We start from the raw sequence: 21575 nt of genomic DNA, 5'->3' as shown, positions 1-21575 counted from the left end.
GCCCCTTACGGGGCCTGGGACGTGGAGCCGCGTACGACCAGCTCCGGCTGGAAGACGAACTCCGTGCGCTGGACCGGCGTGCCGCCGACCGCCTCCAGCAGTGCGCCGACCGCCGCCGTCGCCATGGCGCGGACCGGCTGGCGCACGGTCGTCAGCGGCGGGTCGGTGAACGGGATCAGCGGGGAGTCGTCGAAGCCGACGACCGAGACGTCCTCCGGCACGCGGAGCCCCCGCTCACGGGCGGCCCGTATCGCGCCCAGCGCCATCGGGTCGCTGCCGCACACGATGCCCGTGCAGCCCCGGTCGATCAGCGCCCCGCCCGCCGCGTGGCCGCCCTCCACCGTGAACAGGGTCGGCTGGACGTCCGCCTCGCCGCACGGCAGGCCCAGTTCCGCCATGGCCGTGCGGAAGCCCTCCGCCTTGCGGGCCGAGGGCACGTACCGGGTCGGGCCTATGGCCAGGCCGATGCGTTCGTGGCCGAGGTCGGCGAGGTGGCGGACCGCCATGCGGGCCGCCGCGCGGTCGTCCGGGGAGACGAACGGGGCGTTCACGTGCTCGTTGAAGCCGTTGATCATGACGAAGGGGAGGCCGCGCGCCACCAGCCCCTGGTAGCGGGCCGGGTCGGCGGCGCGGTCGGCGTGCAGTCCGGACAGGAACACGATGCCGGTGACGCCGCGCTCCTCCAGCTGCTCGACCAGCTCGTCCTCGGTCGCCCCGCCGGGGGTCTGCGTACACAGCACCGGCGTGTACCCGTGCCCGGCCAGCGCCTGCTCGATGACCTGCGCGAAGGCCGGGAAGATCGGGTTGGTGAGCTCGGGGATGAGCAGGCCGACCAGGCCGTTGCTGCGGCGGCGCAGCCGGACCGGGCGTTCGTAGCCGAGCAGGTCCATGGCGGCCAGCACCTTGTGCCGGGTCGCGGCCGCCACGCCCGCCTTGCCGTTGAGCACGCGGCTGACCGTCGCCTCGCTGACCTGGGCCTGCGCGGCGATGTCCGTCAGCCGGAGAGGCGAGGTCACCCTGACGTCACCTGCCACCACACCGTGGTGTCGGCGGGCAGGAGACCCTCCTCGGCCAGGGCGTCTCCGGGGGTGCCGCTGGAGAGCAGGGGCTCGCCCGGGGCGGGTATCCGTATCGCCGTGCCGGTGGTGTTCGCCGTGCAGACGAAGCCGCCCCGGCGGAACGCCAGGACCCCGGCGGGGGCGTCCAGCCACTCCACGCCGTCGCCCGCGCCGAGCTCCGGGCGCTCGCGCCGCAGCCGCAGGGCGGTGCGGTAGAGCTCCAGGGTGGAGTGCGGGTCGCCGGTCTGCGCGGCCACGCTCAGGTCCGCCCAGGAGTCGGGCTGCGGGAGCCAGCTGCCGCCGGTGCCGAAGCCGTACGGGGCCTGCGTGCCGGACCACGGGATCGGTACGCGGCAGCCGTCACGGAAACCGTCCTGGCCGGCGGCGCGGAAGAACGACGGGTCCTGGCGGACCTCGTCCGGCAGGTCGGTGACGTCGGGCAGGCCGAGCTCCTCGCCCTGGTAGACGTACGCCGAGCCGGGCAGGGCGAGCATCAGCAGGGTCGCCGCCCGGGCGCGCCGGAGGCCGAGCTCTCGGTCGCCCGGCTCGCGGAGCTGGGTGCCCAGGCCCGCGGGGTTGGCGAAGCGGGTGGCGTGCCGGGTGACGTCGTGGTTGGACAGCACCCAGGTGGTGGGGGCGCCGACGGGGCGCATGGCGGCCAGCGAGCCGTCGATGACCTGCCGGAGCGCGGCGGCGTCCCAGTCGGTGGTCAGGTACTGGAAGTTGAAGGCCTGGTGCATCTCGTCGGGGCGGACGTACCGTGCGGTGCGCTCGACGGTCGGGGTCCATGCCTCGGCGACCAGGACGCGGTCGCCCTCGTACTCGTCGAGGATGCGGCGCCAGGAGCGGTAGATCTCGTGGACGCCGTCCTGGTCGAAGAACGGCATGACGTCGTTGCCGAGCAGTTTGAGCTGGTCCCTGGCACCGATGTCGGGCAGGCCGGGGGCCTTGACCAGGCCGTGGGCGACGTCCACGCGGAAGCCGTCGGTGCCGAGGTCGAGCCAGAAGCGCAGGATGGAGCGGAACTCGTCCTGGACGGCCGGGTGCTCCCAGTTGAAGTCGGGCTGCTCGGGGGCGAAGAGGTGCAGGTACCAGTCGCCGGGGGTGCCGTCGGGGTCGGTGACGCGGGTCCAGGCCGGGCCGCCGAAGATGGACTCCCAGTCGTTCGGCGGGAGTTCGCCGTTCTCGCCCTTGCCGGTGCGGAAGTGGAAGCGCTCGCGCAGCCGGGAGCCGGGGCCTTCGCGCAGGGCCTGCTTGAACCATTCGTGCTGGTCGGAGCAGTGGTTGGGGACCAGGTCCACGATGATGCGCAGGCCCAGGGCGTGGGCCTCGCGGATCAGAGCGTCGGCGTCGTGCAGGGTGCCGAACATCGGGTCGATGGCCCGGTAGTCGGCGACGTCGTAGCCCGCGTCGGCCTGCGGGGACGCGTAGAAGGGGCTGAGCCAGACGGCGTCGACCCCGAGCTCCTTGAGGTAGCCGAGCCTGCCGCGCACGCCCTCCAGGTCGCCCATGCCGTCGCCGTTGCCGTCGGCGAAGCTGCGCGGGTAGACCTGGTAGATCACCGCGTCTCTCCACCATCCCGTGTGCGTGCCGGTGGTCGGTGCGGCGGCGGGGGCAGCGAGGTGCTGGGTCATGTCTTCCCTGAGGTTTCGGGGTGGGACGGCGCCGCCGTGGTCGGGGGCGGCGCCGTACTGGAACGGGTACGTGCGACGGGTGGTGCGTGCGTCGAGCAGTGCCGGGTCACGGGCCCGGGCCCTGTGCGGAGGCCCGGGCCCGCATGGACCGCGGTGGGGTCGGCGCCGCGGTCAGCCCTTGGTGGCGCCGGCCGTCATTCCGGCGACCAGGTGGCGCTGGGCGAAGAGGAAGAACACGGCCGCGGGGACGGCGATGAGCACCGACGCGGCCGACATCGCGCCCCAGTTGGAGGTGTACTGGGTGACGAAGGTCTGCAGGCCGCCGGCCAGGGTGAGGTTCTCCTCGCCGACCATGAAGGCGGAGGCGTACGCGACCTCGCCCCAGGCGGTGATGAAGGAGTAGAAGGCGGTGACGGCGAGGCCGGGCTTGGCCAGCGGCAGGATCAGCCGCCAGAAGGTGCCGAAGGGGTTGAGGCCGTCGACGCGGCCGGACTCGTCGATCTCCACCGGGATGGTGTCGAAGAATCCCTTCATCATCCAGGCGCAGAAGGGCACCGCGATGGTGAGGTAGGTGATGATCAGGCCGAGCGGCTGGTTGAGCAGCCCCAAGTCGCCCATCAGGTTGTAGAGCGGCACGATCAGGATGGCCATCGGGAACATCTGCGTGACGAGCAGGGTCCACATCAGCGGCTTCATGCCGGGGAACCTGAACCGGCTGACGGCGTAGCCGGTGGTGGCGGCGATGAACACGCCGAGGACGGTGGTGACTCCGGCGACGAGGACGGAGTTGGCGAACCAGTCCAGGAAGTGGGTGTCGTCGAGCAGGTACGCGTAGTTGGCGAAGGTCGGGTCCTTCACGAAGTCCGTGCTGATGGCCTGCTTCGCCGGCTTGAGCGAGGTCAGCAGGATCCACAGGACCGGGAAGACGGCGATGACGGACGCGGCCACGAGGGTGGCGTGCAGGCCGACGGAGGCCAGCGGCGAGCGGGTGCCGCGCGGTCGGGCGGCACGGGGCTTGGTCACGGAGGTGGCCACGGTCACCACACCTCTCCCTGCTTGCGCAGCGAACGCCGGTAGACCAGCGCGAACAACATGAGGAGCAGCAGGATCAGCACGCCCCAGGCGGCCGAGCCGGCGAAGTCGCGGGGGCTCTCCACGAACGCCTCGCGGAAGGCCTGGGTGACCAGGATCTCGGTGGAGTCGCCCGGTCCGCCCCGGGTGAGCAGGAAGATCACCGGGAACATGTTGAAGGTCCAGATGGTGGAGAGCAGGATCACCGTCATGCTGACGGTGCGCAGTCCGGGCAGGGTGATGTGGCGGAACCGCTGCCAGGCGCTCGCGCCGTCCATCTCGGCGGCCTCGTAGAGCTCGCCGGGGATGGACTGCAGGCCGCCGAGGAGGGCGACCATCATGAAGGGGACGCCCAGCCAGACGTTGACGGCGATGACCGAGAGCTTGGCCCAGGTGGGGTCGTCCAGCCAGGGGACGCCGGCGATGCCGCCGCCCTCCAGCAGCTTGTTGAGGATGCCGTTGTCGCGGTTGAAGAGGAACCGCCAGGCGAAGACGGACACGAAGCCGGGGACGGCCCACGGGAGGATCAGGGCCATGCGGTAGAAGCCGCGGCCGCGGAAGGTCCGGTTGAGCATGTTGGCCAGGGCCAGGCCCAGCACGAAGGTGACCGACACGCAGGCGACGGTCCAGATCACCGTCCACACCAGCCGCTGCGTGAACACCGGGTCGGTGAGCACGGCGGTGTAGTTGTCGAGGCCGACGAACTCGTACGTGGCCTCGATGTGGTTGGCGCCGATGGTGCGGGCGACGTTGCGCTCGTTGGCGTCGGTCAGCGACAGGTAGACGCCGCGGACCAGCGGCCAGCCGATGATCACGCCGAGGACGAGCACCACGGGGGCGATCATCGTCCAGGCGTACCAGTGGGTGGCCAGTGCGCGGCGGAGCCGCCCGCGGCTCGGGCCGCGGGTGATCTTCTCACCCGCGGCCTCCGCCACCACTGGGCTGATGTCAGCAGCCATTTCGGCCGGCCTGCCTTCCCGTCAGCTCCGAATCGAACACATCATGTCCCTGTCTCGCTTTGATTCCGACCGAAACTCTCACTCTTCGACCCTTTTCGCACCTGCGTAGTGGGTGCGACTGGTCGGGCATAGAGTCGTGCGCGTGAAGCTCCGCTACAACTTCCGGATTTATCCGAATGCCCTGCAGCGCCTGGCGCTGGCACGGGCTTTCGGATGTGCCCGAGTGGTGTGGAACGACTGTCTCCGCGCCCGCACCACGGCGTACGAAGCGGGTCTGCCGTACGCGAAGTCGACCGACCTGTCCAAGCAGCACATCACCCGGGCCAAACGGACCCCGGAACGCGCTTGGCTTTCCGATGTTTCGGCAGTTGTGCTTCAGCAGTCCCTTCGGGATCTCGACACGGCCTTCAAGAACTTCTTCGACTCTCTCAGCCGGAAGGCAAAGGCCTGCAAGACCGCTCCGCCCCGATACAAGTCCAGGAAGGATCCCAGGCAGTCGATCCACCTGACCAGAAAAGCCTTCTCCCTGACGAGCGACGGCCATGTGTACGTGACGAAGATCGGGGCCCTGAAGGTGAAGTGGTCCCGGCCTTTGCCCGCCACGCCCACGTCCGTAACCGTGATCAAGGATTCCACAGGTCGCTACTTCGCCAGCTTCGTCGTGGACTCCGAGACGGACGCCCTGCCCGAGGTGGAAGCCGAGGTTGGCATCGACCTCGGGCTGACGACGTTCGCCGTTCTCTCCGACGGCACCCGAATTTCCTCTCCGAAGTTCCTGCGTCGGGCGGAGAAGAAGCTCAAGCGCTCGCAGAGAGAGCTCTCGCGCAAAGTCAAAGGTTCGAAGAACCGGGCCAAAGCGCGCATCAGACTCGCCAAACAGCACGCCAAGGTTTTGGACCGACGTCGCGACTGGCACCACAAGGAATCCACGCGCATCATCCGCGACAACCAAGCGGTGTACGTGGAAGACCTCGCGGTGGCCGCCCTCGCACGAACGAGGCTGGCGAAGTCTGTCAACGATGCCGGCTGGTCCTCGTTCGTCGGCATGCTGGAGTACAAGGCCGTCAAACATGGCAGACACTTCGGAAGGATCGGCCGCTTCGTACCGACTTCCCAGCTGTGCTCGACATGCGGACATAACGACGGACCCAAACCCCTTCATGTTCGCCGATGGATCTGCTCAGAATGCGCGGCGGTTCACGATCGTGATGAGAATGCCGCGTACAACACCCTGGCCGCCGGGCGGGCGGACAGGTCAAACGCCTGCGGAGTGCCGGTAAGACCGGGAGTGATCCCGGCACAGCGCGATGAAACAGGAAGCCACCACAGCGGTCAGCCGGCCGTAGTGGAGAGCCCCGGCCGCCAGGCGGCCGGGGGGCACGTCAATTCCAGCCCTTGAGGATCTTGCGGAACTGGGCGCCGGACGCCTTGGCCGCGTCCTCCGGGCTCGACGACCCGGTGACCGCCTTGGTCCACTCGACCTTGAGCGGCTCGAAGAGGCTGCCGTTCTCCGGGATCCAGGCGCGCTCGACGGCCTTGTCCACGGCGGGCTTGAAGAAGGCGACCATCTCGTTGCCCTTGACGTCCGGCTGCTCGTAGGCGGCGGTCCGGGTCGGCAGGAGGCTGAGTTCCTTGGTCGTCTGCACCTGGACCTGCTGGGAGGTCATGTACTCGACGAAGGCGTGCGCGGCGGAGCGGTTCTTGGAACCGGCGTAGACGGCGAGGTCGTGGCCGCCCTGCGGGGCGCCCTGGGCGGCCGAGCCGGCCGGGACGGGGGCGACGCCGAGGTTGGCCTTGTCCTTGAACTGCTCGCCGGCGTAGGTGTCGGCCACCGCCCACGGGCCGTTGACCATCATCGCGACTTGGCCGGTCTTGAAGGCGGTCTGCTGGTTGACGTAGCCGTCGGTGGCGCTGGTGATCGCGGCGCCGGAGGCGACCAGGTCGCGGGCGGCCTTGAACGCCTTGACGCCGGCCTCGTTGTCGACGGTGACGGTCTTGGTCTTGGCGTCGACCAGGTCGCCGCCCTCGCCGTAGAGGTAGGGGAGGCTCCAGTAGGAGTCGTCGCCGCGCAGGTAGAGGCCGGTCTTGCCGGTCTTCGCCTTGATGGCGGCGGCGGCGGTCTTCAGCTCCTCCAGGGACTTCGGGGGCTGGACCCCGGCGTCGGCCAGCATCTTCTTGTTGTAGAAGAGGCCGAGGGTGTCGATGACCTGCGGGACGGCGTAGGTCTTGCCCTCGTACTTGCCGCTGGCGGCCGCCTGCTTGAGGAAGTCGGCGTCGACCTTCTTCACGGTCCCGGCCGGCACCTCGTCGAGGTAGCCGAGGGAGGCGAAGTCGGCGACCCAGCCGACGTCGGCGCGGATCACGTCGGGCGCGTCGGAGCCACTGCTGAAGGCGTTCTTCACCTTGTTCTGCGCGTCGCCGTACGGGACGTTGACGTACTTGACGGTGACCTTCGGGTGCTGGGCGGTGAACGCCTCGGCGATCTTCTTGAAGGTCGCCTTCTCGGCGTCGCCGGAGGTGTCCCACCAGGTGACCGTGCCGGAGAGTTCCCCGCCGGTCTGCACGTCGCCGCCGCTGTCCTTGTCGTCACCGCCGCAAGCCGTCGCCGCGAGCGCCAGGGCCGCGACCAGCGCGGTGGCCGCTATGCCACGCCGCATATGAACTCCTTCGATGATCCCGGCCGCGCCCTCGCGGTCCCGAGTTGCCAGGAACGTAACAAGGCTGAAAGCAGACCGAAAGACCTTGCCGCAATTTTCTGCAAGCGGAGGCGATTGTTACATCCGCGTGTCCGTACGGTGCCCCCCGCGTTGACCCGGTATGACCCAGGAGCTCACCGATCGCACCCCTGCAAGCGATTGCCACGCCACTGGAAGCACTTGCCGGACCGCTGGAAGCGCTTGCCGTGACGCTTCCGGCGGGGCCGCGGCGAGCCGCGGCTGGTGGCGCGATGCCGTGATCTACCAGGTGTACGTCCGCTCCTTCGCGGACAGCGACGGCGACGGCATCGGAGACCTGCGGGGCATCCGCGAGCGCCTGCCACACCTGGCCCGGCTGGGGGTGGACGCCGTCTGGCTGACCCCCTTCTACGCCTCCCCGCAGGCCGACGGCGGCTACGACGTCTCCGACTACCGGGCCGTCGACCCGCTCTTCGGGGAGCTCCCGGACGCGGCCGACCTGGTCCGCGCCGCCCATGCGCTGGGCCTGCGGGTGATCGTCGACGTGGTCCCCAACCACACCTCCGACGAGCACGCGTGGTTCCGGGAGGCACTCGCCGACCCGGCCCGCCGTGACCGCTACCACTTCCGGCCCGGCCGCGGCCCGGACGGCGCCGAGCCGCCCAACGACTGGGAGTCGGTCTTCGGCGGGCCCGCCTGGACCCGGGTCACCGACGCCGGCGGCACGCCCGGCGACTGGTACCTGCACCTGTTCGCCCCGCAGCAGCCGGACCTGAACTGGGAGCACCCACAGGTCGCGGAGGAGTTCGCGTCCGTGCTGCGCTTCTGGCTGGACCTCGGCGTGGACGGGTTCCGGGTGGACGTCGCCCACGGCATGGTCAAGGCCGCGGGGTTCCCCGACGTGGGGGCCGCCGAGCAGGCCACCCTGATCGGTTCGCAGCCGCTCCCCTTCTTCGACCAGGAGGGCGTGCACGCCATCCACCGCTCCTGGCGGGCCCTGCTCGACCGCCACAGCACGCCCGGCGCCGAACGCATCGGGGTCGCCGAGGCGTGGGCGCCGGACTCGGAGCGGCTGGCGCTGTACGTCCGCCCCGACGAGATGCACCAGGCGTTCAACTTCCGCTTCCTGAAGTGCCCCTGGGAGGCCCCCGCCATCCGCACCGTGATCGACGAGTCGATGGCCGCCACCCACGCCGTGGGCGCCCCCACCACCTGGGTGCTGTCCAACCACGACGTGGTCCGCCACCGCACCCGCTACGGCTCGCTGCGCCGGGCCCGGGCCGCCGCCCTGCTGATGCTGGCCCTGCCCGGGTCGGCGTACCTCTACCAGGGCGAGGAACTGGGCCTGCCCGAGGTGACCGACGTACCATCGCACCTCCGCCAGGACCCGGCGTACCGGCGCACCGCCGGACAGGACGGGCTGCGGGACGGCTGCCGGGTGCCGCTGCCCTGGTCCGGGACCGAGCCGCCGTACGGCTTCGGGCCCGGCGGGAGCTGGCTGCCGCAGCCCGCCGACTGGGCGGGGCTGACCGTGGCCGCCCAGACCGGCGACCCGCACTCCACGCTGGAGCTGTACCGGGCGGCCCTGGAGCTCCGCCGGGTGCTGCCCGGCCTCGGCTCCCCCGACGCCGGGCCGCTGTGCTGGCTGCCCTCCCCGGAGGGCGTGCTCCTCTTCTCACGGCCCGGGTTCGCCTGCACGGTCAACACCCGCCCGGAAAGGGTGGAAATGCCCGTTCCGGGGCGTCCTGTGCTGTCCAGCGCACCGGTCGAACCGGGTGCCCGTAGCGTGCTGCTTCCCGCGGATTCGTGCACGTGGTGGGCAGTATGAGCGAAGGCCCGGTAAGGTCCGGTCCTATGACCGCGCGGCTGGCCGACATCGCAGCTCAGGCGGGGGTCAGCGAAGCCACCGTCAGCCGGGTCCTCAACGGCAAGCCGGGTGTGGCCGCGGGCACCCGCGAATCCGTGCTGGCCGCGCTCGACGTCCTCGGCTACGAACGGCCGGTGCGGCTGCGGCAGCGCAGCGCCGGACTGGTCGGGCTGATAACCCCCGAACTGGACAACCCCATCTTCCCGGCGCTGGCCCAGGTCATCGGGCAGGCGCTGACCCGGCAGGGCTACACCCCGGTGCTGGCCACCCAGACCCCCGGCGGCTCCACCGAGGACGAGCTGACCGAGATGCTCGTCGACCGCGGGGTCTCGGGCATCATCTTCGTCTCCGGACTGCACGCGGACACCACCGCCGACATGACCCGCTACGACCAGCTGCGCGGGCAGGGCGTTCCGTACGTCCTCATCAACGGCTTCTCCGACAAGGTGCAGGCCCCCTTCGTCTCGCCCGACGACCGGGCCGCGATGCACCTGGCCGTGACGCACCTCACCGCGCTGGGCCACAGCCGGATCGGACTGGCGGTCGGGCCCAAGCGCTTCGTGCCGGTGCTCCGCAAGATCGAGGGCTTCCTGGCCGCGGTGGAGGAGCGGCTGGGCCTCACCGGGGCGGAAGCGGAAGCACTCATCGAGCATTCGCTCTACACCCTGGAGGGCGGGCAGGCCGCGGCGGCCGCGCTCGTCCGCCGGGGCTGTACGGCGGTGGTGTGCGCCAGCGACATGATGGCGCTGGGCGCCATCCGGGCCGCCCGGCAGCAGGGGCTGCGGGTTCCGCAGGACGTCTCGGTCGTCGGCTTCGACGACTCCCCGCTCATAGCGTTCACCGATCCGCCGCTGACCACCATCCGGCAGCCGGTGCAGGCCATGGGGCAGGCGGCGGTGCGGACCCTGCTGGAGGAGATCGGCGGTACTCCGGCCCCGCACAGCGAATTCGTCTTCATGCCGGAGCTGGTCGTCCGGGGCAGCACGGCTTCGGGGCCGGGGCGGGGCTGACCGAGCCGGTCCCGGCCACCGGACGAGTGCCGGACGGCCGTCGTATGCCGCCGTCGGCCGGGCGGCCCTCGGACGATCGCTCCGTACCCCCGTCCACCACAGGACGTAGGGCCGCTACCGGAAGACCGTACCGAGGGAGGATCGACCCGAGTCGGCCATCTGGCAGACTCTCTCCCCATGGGTGAATCGAGCGTGAACACACTGGAGACCCGGACGGACACCTCGTCACCCGCCACAAGCGGAACGGGCACCCGCCCGGCGGACCGGCGCGCCGCGCTGGACCGGCTCCGCGCCCCCCGCCGCCCCCGGATCTGGTTCGAGGTCCTGCTCATCGCGGTGAGCTACTGGACGTACTCACTCATCCGGAACTCGGTGCCCGAGCAGAAGGCGGCCGCGATGCGGAACGCCGACTGGCTCTGGGACGTCGAGCACTCGCTCGGCATCGCCGTGGAGCAGTCGGTCAACCACACCGTGAACTCGGTGACCTGGCTGATCGTGGGCATGAACTACTACTACGCCACCCTCCACTTCATCGTGACCATCGGCGTGCTGGTGTGGCTCTACCGCCGGCATCCGGGCCGGTACGCCGCCACCCGCCTGGTGCTGTTCGCCACCACCGGCGTGGCCCTGGTCGGCTACTACCTCTTCCCGCTGGCCCCGCCCCGGCTGATGAACGGCCAGGACTTCATCGACACCGTCCTGGTCCACCACACCTGGGGCTCGATGGCCTCCGGCAACCTCAAGAACATGTCGAACCAGTACGCGGCCATGCCCTCCATGCACATAGGCTGGTCGCTCTGGTGCGGCCTGACGGTCTTCGCCGTGGCGGCCGCGCCCTGGGCCCGGATCCTGGGCCTGCTCTACCCGGCCGCGACGCTCGTGGTCATCGTCGCCACCGCCAACCACTTCTGGCTGGACGCGGCCGGCGGCATGCTGTGCCTGGCCTTCGGCTACGCCGTCTCGCGCGCCTGGTACGGCGCCCTCCCCCACCACCTGCCCCGGCACCCCCGCGACACGGGCCCCCACCCGGCCACGGCCCTCCTCACCCGCGCCCGCACCCGCCGGGCCTGATCCCGGACCGGCCGGACCGCCTGACCGGGCCCCGACCGGGGCCGGCCGGCGGCCGGACCGGGGTGTTTCCTACGCGCCGTAGAACAGGTCGTCGACGACTGCGCGGGCGCGGCGGGTGATGCGGCGGTAGTCGTCGAGCATTTCGCCGACGCGGCCCTCGCCGTAGCCGAGGTAGCGGCCCACGGCGGCCAGTTCGCGGGCGTCGGAGGGGAAGGTGTCGCCGGCGCGGCCGCGGACCAGCATCACCGCGTTGCGGACGCGCGTGGCCAGGACCCAGGCTTCGTCGAGGATCTGGGCCTCGTCGGTCGGGATCAGGCCGGCGGCGGCCGCCGCGGCCAGGGCCGCGCGGGTGCGGGTGGTGCGCAGGCCCGGTTCGGCCCAGGCGTGGCGCAGCTGGATCAGCTGGACCGTCCACTCCACGTCGCTGAGGCCGCCGCGGCCCAGCTTGGTGTGCAGGGCGGGGTCGGCGCCGCGCGGCAGGCGCTCGGACTCCATCCGCGCCTTGAGCCGGCGGATCTCGCGGACCGCGTCCTCGCCGAGCCCCTCCACCGGGTAGCGCAGCGGGTCGATGAGCTCGGTGAAGCGGCGGCCCAGGTCCTCGTCCCCGGCGACCGGTTCGGCGCGCAGCAGGGCCTGGCTCTCCCAGACCAGCGACCAGCGCCGGTAGTAGGCCGCGTAGGAGGAGAGGGTGCGGACCAGCGGGCCGGAGCGGCCCTCGGGGCGCAGGTCCGCGTCGATGAGCAGCGGCGGGTCGGCGGTCGGGAGCTGGAGGAGGCGGCGCATCTCGGCGATGACGGTCTGGGCGGCCTTCGCGGCTTCCTGCTCGTCGACGCCCTCGCGCGGCTCGTGGACGAAGAGGACGTCGGCGTCGGAGCCGTAGCCGAGTTCGTGGCCGCCGAAGCGGCCCACGCCGATGATCGCGAACCGGGTGGGCAGGGTGTCGCCCCAGTGGTGGCGTACGGCGGCGCGCAGGGCTCCGCCGATGGTGGCCGCGGTGAGGTCGGAGACGGCGTCGCCGACCCGGTCGACGAGGACGGCCGGGTCGTCCGTGACGGGCTGGTCCTCGGTGCCGTAGGAGGCGGTGAGGTCGGCGGCGGCGGTACGGAACAGCTCGCGCCGGCGGACCCCGCGGGCGGCGGCGACCCCGGCCTCGGCGCTGTCGGCGCGGCCCACGGCGGCGAGCACCTCCTGCTCCAGGGCTTCGTGGGTGCGCGGCTGCAGGCCCTCGGGATCGCCCAGCAGGGCCACCGCCTCGGGGGCGCGCATCAGCAGGTCGGGGGCGAACCGGCCGGCGGACAGCACCCGGGCGAGGTTCTCGGCGGCGGCGCCCTCGTCCCGGAGCAGCCTCAGGTACCAGGGGGTCTTGCCGAGGGCGTCGGACACCTTGCGGAAGTTGAGCAGGCCGGCGTCCGGGTCGGCGGAGTCGGCGAACCAGCCGAGCAGGACGGGGAGCAGGGTGCGCTGGATGGCCGCCTTGCGGGTGACGCCGGAGGCGAGTGCCTCCAGGTGGCGCAGGGCCGAGGCCGGGTCGGCGTAGCCGAGGGCCTCCAGGCGCTGGCCGGCCGCGGCCGGGGAGAGCCGGATCTCGCCGGGGGCCAGCTGGGCGACGGCGTCCAGCAGCGGCCGGTAGAACAGCTTCTCGTGCAGTCGGCGGACCACGGAGGCGTGCCGCCGCCATGCCTTGTTGAGCTCGGCGACGGGTTCGGTGCGCAGGCCCATGGAGCGGCCGAGGCGGCGCAGGTCGGTCTCGTCCTCGGGGACGAGGTGGGTGCGGCGCAGCCGGTAGAGCTGGATGCGGTGCTCCATGGCGCGCAGGAAGCGGTAGGCGTCGCCGAGCTGGGCGGCGTCGGCACGGCCGACGTAGCCGCCGGCGGCGAGGGCGTGCAGGGCGTCCAGGGTGGTGCCGGAGCGCAGGCCCGCGTCGCTGCGGCCGTGCACGAGCTGGAGCAGCTGGACGGCGAACTCGACGTCGCGCAGGCCGCCGGGGCCGAGCTTGAGCTCGCGGTCGACGTGGGAGGCGGGGATGTTGTCGACGACGCGGCGGCGCATCTGCTGGACGTCGGCGACGAAGTTCTCGCGCTCGGCGGCCTGCCAGACCATCGGCGTTATGGCGTCGATGTAGGCGGCGCCGAGTTCGGCGTCGCCGGCCACCGCGCGGGCCTTGAGCAGCGCCTGGAACTCCCAGGTCTTGGCCCAGCGCTGGTAGTAGGCCAGGTGTGAGGCGAGGGTGCGGACCAGCGGGCCGTTGCGGCCCTCGGGGCGGAGGTTGGCGTCGACGGGCCAGATGCTGCCCTCGACGGTGGTCTCGGAGCAGATCCGCATGAGGTGCGAGGCGAGCCGGGTGGCGGCCTGGAGGGCCTTGCCCTCGTCGGCGCCGTTCGCGGCGTCCCCCACGAAGATCACGTCGACGTCGGAGACGTAGTTGAGTTCGTTGCCGCCGCACTTGCCCATGGCGATGACGGCGAGGCGGCACTGTGCGGCGTCCCCGGGGGCCGCGGCGGAGGCGATCCGCAGGGCCGCGCGGAGGGTGGCGGTGGCGAGGTCGGCGAGCTCGGCGGCGGTCTGGGCGACGTCGGTGGTGCCGCAGACGTCGCGGGCGGCGATGGAGAGCAGGCAGCGGCGGTAGGCGACCCGGAGGGCCACCGGGTCGTGGGCGTCGGCCAGTCCCTCCTCGAACTCGGCGAGGCCGGGGTGCAGGTCGGCCGCCTCGTAGGTGACCAGGGCCTGCCAGTCGCGGGGGTGGCGGGCCAGGTGGTCGGCAAGGGCCTCGGAGGCGCCGAGCACCCCGAGGAGCCGGTCGCGCAGCGGCTTGGCGGTGATGAGGGTGGGGAGCAGTGCGGGCGGGTCCGTCTCCTGCTGCGCCTCGGCGAGCCGGACGAGGCCGCGCAGGGCGAGGTCGGGGTCTGCGGTCGCGCCGAGCGCGTCGAGCAGGACCGGATCGGCGCGTACGGCGGCCAGCGCGTCGGTGTCGAGCAGCTGCGCGGCGGCCTGGGGGTCGGTGAACCCGCTGCGCAGCAGCCGGATGAAGGTGCTGCTCCTGCGTCCCGGGACCGTCATCCCGCCGCCTTTCGTCCCGTTCCTCGAACCGCGTCCTCGTGCCGGCCGCGGCTCCGCCCGTGGTGCCCTTGATCCCGTCCGAGCCTATCCGCAGCGCGCCCGGGGTGCCGGACCCCCGCCGCCGCTGCGTCAGATCCCCTGCCGGTGAAGGGGGTCGCGCGGGCCGGGCGGACCTCGCGCACGCCCTCCGCGTGGCGAAGATCACACGGGCCGCCGGGTTGGCGGGAGGCGATCCGGGCAGCACGGGCCCGCAGCCGCGACTCCGCCCCCGGCTCCGCCCCCGGCTCCGCCCGGACGCCGGATCCCCGGCCAAACCCCCGCGACCGTACGGACAACCGCGATGACCAGGGCATTTTCCGGCGAGCGTGGACCGGCATGCCGCGTCGGGGCCGCCGCCCGCGCTCCACCCACCCGTACGCCAAACCATGCCATACCGCATGCAATCGCAATGATCATCATCATTAGCCGATGATCACGGACAACCTGACGCCCTCTCACCGTCCGTATCCCGGGCGATTTTTCCTTTCACAAATGCGCGGGGCACAATCACCTCCGCTCGCAACCGGAATGAGTGGAGTCATCGGCCGACACGGTGAACCAAGTTCCCCGAATCGGCCTCTATCTGACTGCTCGGCGAAATTTCCGCACCGTACCGACCACTCAGGGGTGACTGATGCTTCCCGCCCTCCGCATCCGCCTCGCGGCCCTGCTCACCGTCCTCACCGCCGGCGCCACCGGCGTCCTCGCCGTCGCCTACGGCCAGGAGACGAGCGCGGACTCCGCACGCGAACCCGCGGACCGGAAGACGAGCATCCGCCCGGCCGGCCCCGCCGACGGCTCGGTGCTGCAGATCGTCGCCCACCCCGACGACGACCTCTTCTTCATGAACCCGGACGTCAGCCGCACCCTGCTCGCCGGGACGAAGGTCACCACCACCTACCTCACCTCCGGCGAGTCCGACGGCATCAACGCCAAGGGCAAGGAGCCCAAGCCCCCGGCCGACACCGCCGCCTACGGCGAGGCCCGGCAGAACGGCATACGCGCCGCCTACGCCCAGATGGCCACCGGCGACCGCACCTCCGCCTGGAACCGCATCTCCATACCCACCGCCGGCGGCGGCCAGGCCGAGGTCGACACCCTGGTGGCCAAGCCCCAGGTGAACCTGGTGTGGCTGCAGCTGCACGAGGCCGGGAGCATCGGCGCCGACCGGCCGAACAGCCTGCGCGGCCTGTGGAACGGGCGGATACCCGCCCTGCACTCGGTGCTCACCAAGGAGAGCCCGGTCAAGCAGCCGTTCACGTACACCAAGGACCAGGCGATAGCCACCATCGCGGCCGTCATCGAGCGCTACAAGCCGACGACGATACGCATGCAGGACCCCACGCCCGGCAAGCACCCCAAGAGCGGCACCCCGGACGACCACCAGGACCACATGTTCGGCGCCAGGTTCACCCAGGCAGCCGTCGAGCGCTACACACAGGTCAAGAACCGCCCGCACTTCACCGTCCAGAACTACCTCGGCTACCACAACGGCGTTCTGGCCAGGACCCTCGACCCGCAGACCGTCCAGGCGAAGGTGGGCGTCCTGCGGACGTACGGCTGGGCCGACCAGAAGAACTACTGCGGCTCCCCCAACGGCTGCGGCGACCGCAAGGTCGGCAACCTCCCCACCGGCCACATCTGGGCGCACAGCCTCCGCTACACCCGCGCCGACAGCACCTCCTGGCTCGTCCGGGGCACCGGCGGCAAGCTCTGGGCCTTCGCCTCCCTCGACGGCGGGATGGCGTACTGGACCCGGGCCGGCGCCGACCCGCAGGCCGCCTGGAACGGCCCGGTGCTGCTCCCCGGCGGCGGCATCGACCCCGGCGTCTCCGCCGCCCGCCTGCCCGACGGCCGGATCGCGGTCGTCGGCACCCGCACCACGCTCGGCCAGCGCCCGCAGGACTACCGCCGCGAGGTCGTGTACGCCGTCCAGAACGCCCCCGACGGCACCTTCGGCGCCTGGCAGTCGGCCGGCACCCCCGAGGCCGCCGACGCCGACGGCTACTCCGCGATCAGCGGGCCCGCGACCGCCGTGGGCCGCAACGGCCTGCTCACCGTCTACGTGCGCGACGCCAAGCGCAGCCTGCGCTCCGCCACCCAGCTGCCCTCCGGCGGCTTCGGCCCGTGGCAGCAGCTCGGCGGCGGCGACCTGCAGAGCGACCCGGTGACCGCGACCGACGCGGCCGGCCGCACCCACGTCTTCGCCGCCACCGGCCGCACCGTCCTGGCCTGGACCCGCCCCGCCCCGGACGCCCCGCTCCAGGGCCCCTTCGCGACCGGCCTCCCGCCGACCACCGTCCCGCTCACCGCGGTCCCCGACGGCCAGGGCGTCCGCCTGTACTTCCGCCGCCCCGACTCCGGCGTGGTCCGCTCCGCCCTGGTCACCCCCGCCCCCGCGGGCAAGCCGGCGGTCTCCGCGGTCACCGAACACGGCGGCCAGGCCGGATACGGCGCCGTGAGCGTCGCCGGCTCCCTGCTCTCGGGCCGCGCGGACAAGGGCACCGTGGGCTCCACCCCGCTCGCCGGCGCCCCCGCCTGGGGCCAGTCCCGGACCATGTTCACCGGCGCCCCGGCGGGCCTGGTCGAAGCCGGCGGCGCCACCACGACCGTCATCGGCCTCGACGCCCGCCTGTACGCCACCACGGCCCCCGCGCCCCGCGCCTCCGCCACCCCCGGCCCCGCCACCGCCCGCGCAGCCTGGGAACCGGTCGTCAACTGACCGCGCCGGCGGGCACGGCGCAGCGCTCCCGAACACGAGAGGGCCGGGACACCCATCGGGTGGCCCTACGGCCGCCGCGCGCACTCACCCGTCCGGACCGCCGAGGCCGTCCTCCCGCACCCGATGCGCGAGGTCGGTCTTCGTGTACGCCGGGCGCCCCGCGTCCCGGTACTTCTCCTTGACCCGGTCGAGGTAGTACTTCGCCGTGTGGGGGCTGATGGCGGCCCGCCGCGCGGTGGCCTTCAGCGTCAGCCCGGACGCGTAGTCGCGGAGCACCTGGAGCTCCCGGGGGGCGAGCTGCGGGCGCTCCGGGCGGGTGTCGTAGGCCCAGGCGAAGGCCAGGTCCGCCGAATGGGCGGTGCCGCCCGCGGCGACCGTCGCGACCGCCTCGACCAGCTCGTCCAACGCATGGTCCTTGGTCAGGTAGCCGTCCGCCCCGGCCGTCACCGCGGCCCGGATCCGCTCCGGGTCGGCGACCGTGCTCAGCACCAGCACCCGGCTGCCGGAGCCCCGTACCCGACGCAGGTTGTCCTCGGCCGTGGACCCGTCGCGCAGCAGCAGGTCCAGCAGGACCACGTCCGCCTCGCGGCCGGGCCCGGCCAGCAGCGCGTCCACCGTCGCCACCGCGTCCAGCAGGCGCAGGCCGCCCGCCCCCGCCAGCCAGGACCGCAGCCCGTCCAGCAGCATCCGGTCGTCGTCGACCGCCGCGACCGTGATCACGCCGGCCAGCACAGGTCCACCCGGGTCCCCTCCCCGGGGACGCTCTCCACCCCGGCCCGCCCGCCGGCCGCGGCCATCCGGCTGTACACCGAGCGGCGCAGCCCCGTCCCGAGCTCCCGGGCGCCCGCGTCCGCGCCCGCGTCGAAGACCGCACCCGCGTCGAAGCCCGCCCCGCGGTCCACGACCGTCACCGCCACGCCCCCGTCGCGCCCCACGGCGGTCAGATAGGCCCGGCCGGTGCCCGCGTGGACGCGGACGTTGTTCAGGGCCTCCGTGACTGCCGCCGCGAGCGCCGCGGCCGCCTCCCCGGGCACCGCGGGCACCGCGGGCAGCGAGTGGTAGCGCGCGGTCACCTCCAGGCCCAGGCACTCGGCGGAGCGGACCGCGTCCTCCAGCGCGGCCCCCAGGGACACCGCCGGGGCCGGGAGCCCGCCGGACGCAGACCGGCCCGCATCCGCCGGAAGCCTCCCCGGCGCGTCCGCGGCCCCGCCCGCACCCCCGCCCGTGCCGCCGTCCGCACCGTCGTACTGCACCAGCCGCCGCAGGTACGCCGCCTCCCGCGCGCAGCGTTCGCGCACCGGCCCGGCGCCGGCGTCCACCCGCCCGGCGGCGATCGCCGTCAGCGTCGCCAGGACGGTGTCGTGCAGCGCCGCGTGGTGCGCCGTCCGCTCGGCCTGCCGGGCGCGCTCCGCCTCCGCGGTCACGGCCCGGTGCTGGGCGGAGTCCACCAGGGCCCCCTCGCGCTCCAGGTACCACGAGAGCACCCCGGCCAGCAGCGCCGAGGTGGCCACGGCGTTGAGGTGGCCGGGCAGGACGGCCGCGCCCCCGTCCGACGGCCCGAGCCGCACCGCCACCGACGTGGCCAGCAGGAGCAGCACGGCGGCCGCGCCCCCGCGCCGTCCGAGGCCCGCGGCCGCGGCCCCGCTCGCCGAGCCGCCCAGCAGCACCACCCAGCCGTGCGCCGAGGCCGCCGTTCCGCCCACCCACCAGAGGGCGAGCCAGGGCAGCGCGCAGCCCATCACGAGCACGTCGGCCCACACCCAGCGGCGGCGGAACCGCCCGCGCGCGTACGCGGTGCCGTAGAGCGCCGCGCTGGAGGCGACGGCGAGGCCGAACATCGTCCAGGAGGCGGTCAGGACGCCGGGGCCGGTGGGCCCGACCGGACCGGCCGCCGGATCCGGCAGCCGCGCCGCGGCCACCGCCGCCACGACGAGGTGGCTGGTCCGGTTGAGCCCGGTCGCCAGGACCATGAACCGCCGGGCGCGCTGCACCCCGGCCCCCGCCCCCACACCGACCACAACCAGCCTCTTCAGTGAACACCCCCCTGAACAGGCGGGTACCGGTGGATCAGTGGATCTCGGTACGTTCTCGGCGTCAAGAACCCCTCAGGACAGCTGATTTCAGCCAGGAGTACACATGGCCCACACACGCATCCGTCTCCACCGGAACGGATTCGGCGCGGCGCTCGCCGCGGCGCTCACGGCCGCGTTCGTCATGCTGCTGCCGCAGTCCGCGCAGGCCGCGGAGAGGCCGCCGATCCGGTACAGCACCGGCCTGGACGACGCCCCGATCTACGAGATCCGCAGCTCGGACAGCGGACGCTGCATGGACATCGCGGGCGAGTCGAAGGAGCCGGGCACCCGCATCCAGGCCTTCGACTGCAAGGGCGGGCTCCACCAGCGGTTCACGTTCCACCAGCTGAACATGGTCAGCTGGTCCTTCAACATCGGAACCTGGGGCGGGGCTCAGTGCCTCAAGGAGCAGTCCTCCCCCTTCGGGCCCACGACGCTGGTCCAGGGGCCCCGCGACAACGACTGCGCCGTCTTCAACTGGGTGGAGCGCGACAGCGCGTCCGCGACCCGCTGGGAGCTCGTGAGCACCCGGGGCCTCTGCGTGCAGGACTCGGGCCGGCGCGAGGCCCTCACCCTCGCCTCCTGCACGTACGGGAGCACGAACGGCCCCACGTTCTGGATGCCCCGCTACGCCGGCACCCACGACTTCCCGGCCGGCACCTGACCGGCCCCGTTCCGGCCCGCCGCACCCGGTCCGGCTCACCCAGTCCGGGCGCCCGCTCCGGTCGCTCCGCGGGTCAGGCCGTGCGAGGGCCGTGGACGAGGTCTACAAGGCCGCCGATCCGACGGCCCACAGGCGGCCCGGGAAGGGTGAGACGGGTCCGGGCCGGCGGCTGAGTGCCGTCGGCCCGGAGGGTCGTGGTGCTGGGATATTGCCGCTGACCTGCCCTTACAGCACCGGGAGGTTCTTGCGGAGTTCGAAGGCGGTGACTTCCGAGCGGTACTCCTCCCACTCCTGCTTCTTGTTGCGGAGGAAGAAGTCGAAGACGTGTTCGCCGAGGGTTTCGGCGACCAGTTCGGAGCGTTCCATCAGGGTGATGGCCTCGCCGAGGTTCTGCGGGAGGGGCTCGATGCCCATCGCGCGGCGCTCGGCGTCGGAGAGGGCCCATACGTCGTCGTCGGCGCCGGCCGGGAGTTCGTAGCCCTCTTCGATGCCCTTCAGGCCCGCCGCGAGCAGGACCGCGTACGTCAGGTACGGGTTGGCGCCCGAGTCGATCGAGCGGACCTCGACCCGGGAGGAGCCCATCTTGCCCGGCTTGTACATCGGGACGCGGATCAGCGCGGAGCGGTTGTTGTGGCCCCAGCAGATGTACGCGGGGGCCTCGCCGCCGGAGCCCGCGGTGCGGCCGGAGCCGCCCCAGATGCGCTTGTAGGAGTTGACCCACTGGTTGGTGACCGCCGCCGTCTCCGCCGCGTGGCGCAGCAGGCCGGCGATGAAGGAGCGGCCCACCTTGGAGAGCTGGTACTCGGCGCCCGACTCGTAGAAGGCGTTGCGGTCGCCCTCGAAGAGGGAGAGGTGGGTGTGCATGCCCGAGCCCGGGTACTCCGAGAAGGGCTTGGGCATGAAGGTGGCCTGGACACCCTGCTCCAGCGCCACCTGCTTCATCACCAGGCGGAAGGTCATGATGTTGTCCGCCGTGGACAGGGCGTCGGCGTAGCGGAGGTCGATCTCCTGCTGGCCCGGGGCGCCCTCGTGGTGGCTGAACTCGACCGAGATGCCCATGGATTCGAGCATGGTGATCGCCTGCCGGCGGAAGTCCATGCCGACGTTCTGCGGCGTGTGGTCGAAATAGCCGGAATTGTCCGCCGGGACCGGCCGGGAGCCGTCCAGCGGCTTGTCCTTCAGCAGGAAGAACTCGATCTCCGGGTGGGTGTAGAAGGTGAAGCCCAGGTCGGAGGTCTTGGCCAGGATCCGCTTGAGGACGAACCGGGGGTCGGCGAAGGAGGGGGAACCGTCCGGCATGAGGATGTCGCAGAACATGCGGGCGGTGCCCGGGGCCTCGGCGCGCCACGGCAGTATCTGGAAGGTCCCCGGATCCGGCTTGGCGATCATGTCGGATTCGTAGACCCGCGCGAAGCCCTCGATCGCGGAGCCGTCGAAGCCGATGCCCTCGTCAAATGCCTGTTCCAGCTCTGCGGGGGCGACCGCGACCGACTTGAGGAAGCCGAGCACGTCGGTGAACCACAGGCGCACGAACCGGATGTCGCGTTCCTCAAGCGTCCGGAGGACGAATTCCTGCTGCTTGTCCATGGGCTCATCCTCGCAGTTCAGGCGACCTGTGCACCACTCTCTCCGGTACCTGGCGGGGCCAGTATTGCGGGCCGTGGTTTCCGCCAGAT

At 72.2% G+C, this 21575-nt stretch carries 15 protein-coding genes; 6 read left to right on the top strand and 9 right to left on the bottom strand.

The features are described 5' to 3' along the window. Nucleotides 1-5: 5 nt before the first annotated feature. From AB0O36_RS16895 to AB0O36_RS16880, 4 genes are all read right to left on the bottom strand, one after another. Nucleotides 6-1016 carry a LacI family DNA-binding transcriptional regulator gene (locus AB0O36_RS16895; protein ID WP_365110339.1) on the bottom strand — a complete coding sequence of 337 codons (1011 nt, stop codon included), beginning with the start codon at nucleotides 1014-1016 and terminating at the stop codon, nucleotides 6-8. Continuing rightward, nucleotides 1013-2692 (bottom strand): glycoside hydrolase family 13 protein, encoded by a 1680-nt coding sequence (locus AB0O36_RS16890; protein ID WP_365110336.1) that lies wholly within the window; start codon nucleotides 2690-2692, stop codon nucleotides 1013-1015. Before AB0O36_RS16890 ends, AB0O36_RS16895 begins: the two co-directional genes overlap by 4 nt. A gap of 171 nt (nucleotides 2693-2863) precedes the next feature. Further along, nucleotides 2864-3727 (bottom strand): carbohydrate ABC transporter permease, encoded by an 864-nt coding sequence (locus AB0O36_RS16885; protein WP_365110333.1) that lies wholly within the window; start codon nucleotides 3725-3727, stop codon nucleotides 2864-2866. A gap of 2 nt (nucleotides 3728-3729) precedes the next feature. Beyond that, nucleotides 3730-4722: a sugar ABC transporter permease gene (locus AB0O36_RS16880; RefSeq protein WP_365110330.1), complete on the bottom strand. Its 993-nt coding sequence runs from the start codon at nucleotides 4720-4722 to the stop codon at nucleotides 3730-3732. A 142-nt stretch (nucleotides 4723-4864) separates the two neighbouring features. Here AB0O36_RS16880 and AB0O36_RS16875 point away from each other — a divergent pair, with 142 nt between their 5' ends. After that, on the top strand, nucleotides 4865-6121 hold the full coding sequence (locus AB0O36_RS16875) for an RNA-guided endonuclease TnpB family protein (RefSeq protein ID WP_365110327.1): 1257 nt from the start codon (nucleotides 4865-4867) through the stop codon (nucleotides 6119-6121). Here the strand turns inward: AB0O36_RS16875 and AB0O36_RS16870 are convergent. After that, nucleotides 6105-7379 (bottom strand): extracellular solute-binding protein, encoded by a 1275-nt coding sequence (locus AB0O36_RS16870; RefSeq protein ID WP_365110324.1) that lies wholly within the window; start codon nucleotides 7377-7379, stop codon nucleotides 6105-6107. The two genes, AB0O36_RS16875 and AB0O36_RS16870, sit on opposite strands and share 17 nt — an antisense overlap. Before the next feature lie 160 nt (nucleotides 7380-7539). Between AB0O36_RS16870 and AB0O36_RS16865 the strand changes: the two genes are divergently transcribed. The 3 genes from AB0O36_RS16865 to AB0O36_RS16855 all read left to right on the top strand — a co-directional run bounded on the left by AB0O36_RS16865 (nucleotide 7540) and on the right by AB0O36_RS16855 (nucleotide 11345). Continuing rightward, nucleotides 7540-9225 carry a glycoside hydrolase family 13 protein gene (locus tag AB0O36_RS16865; protein ID WP_365110322.1) on the top strand — a complete coding sequence of 562 codons (1686 nt, stop codon included), beginning with the start codon at nucleotides 7540-7542 and terminating at the stop codon, nucleotides 9223-9225. A 26-nt stretch (nucleotides 9226-9251) separates the two neighbouring features. Further along, nucleotides 9252-10274, top strand: coding sequence for a LacI family DNA-binding transcriptional regulator (locus tag AB0O36_RS16860; protein ID WP_365110319.1), 1023 nt, complete (start codon nucleotides 9252-9254; stop codon nucleotides 10272-10274). A 177-nt stretch (nucleotides 10275-10451) separates the two neighbouring features. Beyond that, nucleotides 10452-11345 carry a phosphatase PAP2 family protein gene (locus tag AB0O36_RS16855; protein WP_365110316.1) on the top strand — a complete coding sequence of 298 codons (894 nt, stop codon included), beginning with the start codon at nucleotides 10452-10454 and terminating at the stop codon, nucleotides 11343-11345. A 69-nt stretch (nucleotides 11346-11414) separates the two neighbouring features. On the opposite strand, the gene AB0O36_RS16850 is transcribed toward AB0O36_RS16855, so the two are convergent. Further along, entirely contained in the window at nucleotides 11415-14402 is a 2988-nt protein-coding gene (locus AB0O36_RS16850; RefSeq protein WP_365110314.1) for a bifunctional [glutamine synthetase] adenylyltransferase/[glutamine synthetase]-adenylyl-L-tyrosine phosphorylase, read from the bottom strand. Nucleotides 14403-15075: 673 nt separating this feature from the next. Here AB0O36_RS16850 and AB0O36_RS16845 point away from each other — a divergent pair. Then, nucleotides 15076-17163: a PIG-L family deacetylase gene (locus AB0O36_RS16845; protein ID WP_365110311.1), complete on the top strand. Its 2088-nt coding sequence runs from the start codon at nucleotides 15076-15078 to the stop codon at nucleotides 17161-17163. Between the two features lie 84 nt (nucleotides 17164-17247). Here AB0O36_RS16845 and AB0O36_RS16840 read toward each other — a convergent pair whose 3' ends face one another. Further along, entirely contained in the window at nucleotides 17248-17883 is a 636-nt protein-coding gene (locus tag AB0O36_RS16840) for a response regulator transcription factor (protein ID WP_365110308.1), read from the bottom strand. Then, nucleotides 17880-19181 (bottom strand): ATP-binding protein, encoded by a 1302-nt coding sequence (locus AB0O36_RS16835; RefSeq protein WP_365110305.1) that lies wholly within the window; start codon nucleotides 19179-19181, stop codon nucleotides 17880-17882. Before AB0O36_RS16835 ends, AB0O36_RS16840 begins: the two co-directional genes overlap by 4 nt. A gap of 118 nt (nucleotides 19182-19299) precedes the next feature. Here AB0O36_RS16835 and AB0O36_RS16830 point away from each other — a divergent pair, with 118 nt between their 5' ends. Continuing rightward, entirely contained in the window at nucleotides 19300-19899 is a 600-nt protein-coding gene (locus AB0O36_RS16830) for a ricin-type beta-trefoil lectin domain protein (RefSeq protein WP_365110302.1), read from the top strand. A 225-nt stretch (nucleotides 19900-20124) separates the two neighbouring features. Here the strand turns inward: AB0O36_RS16830 and AB0O36_RS16825 are convergent, their stop codons facing one another. Beyond that, the gene (locus AB0O36_RS16825) at nucleotides 20125-21486 is read right to left on the bottom strand and encodes a glutamine synthetase family protein (RefSeq protein ID WP_365110299.1); all 1362 of its coding nucleotides are present in this window, start codon (nucleotides 21484-21486) and stop codon (nucleotides 20125-20127) included. Nucleotides 21487-21575 lie beyond the last annotated feature (89 nt).

Source organism: Streptomyces sp. NPDC089799 (assembly GCF_040684755.1).
In the GTDB taxonomy this organism is placed as follows: Bacteria; Actinomycetota; Actinomycetes; order Streptomycetales; family Streptomycetaceae; genus Streptomyces.
The sequence above is the reverse complement of the archived record's forward strand: the minus strand, read 5'-3'. Positions and strand labels throughout refer to the sequence as shown.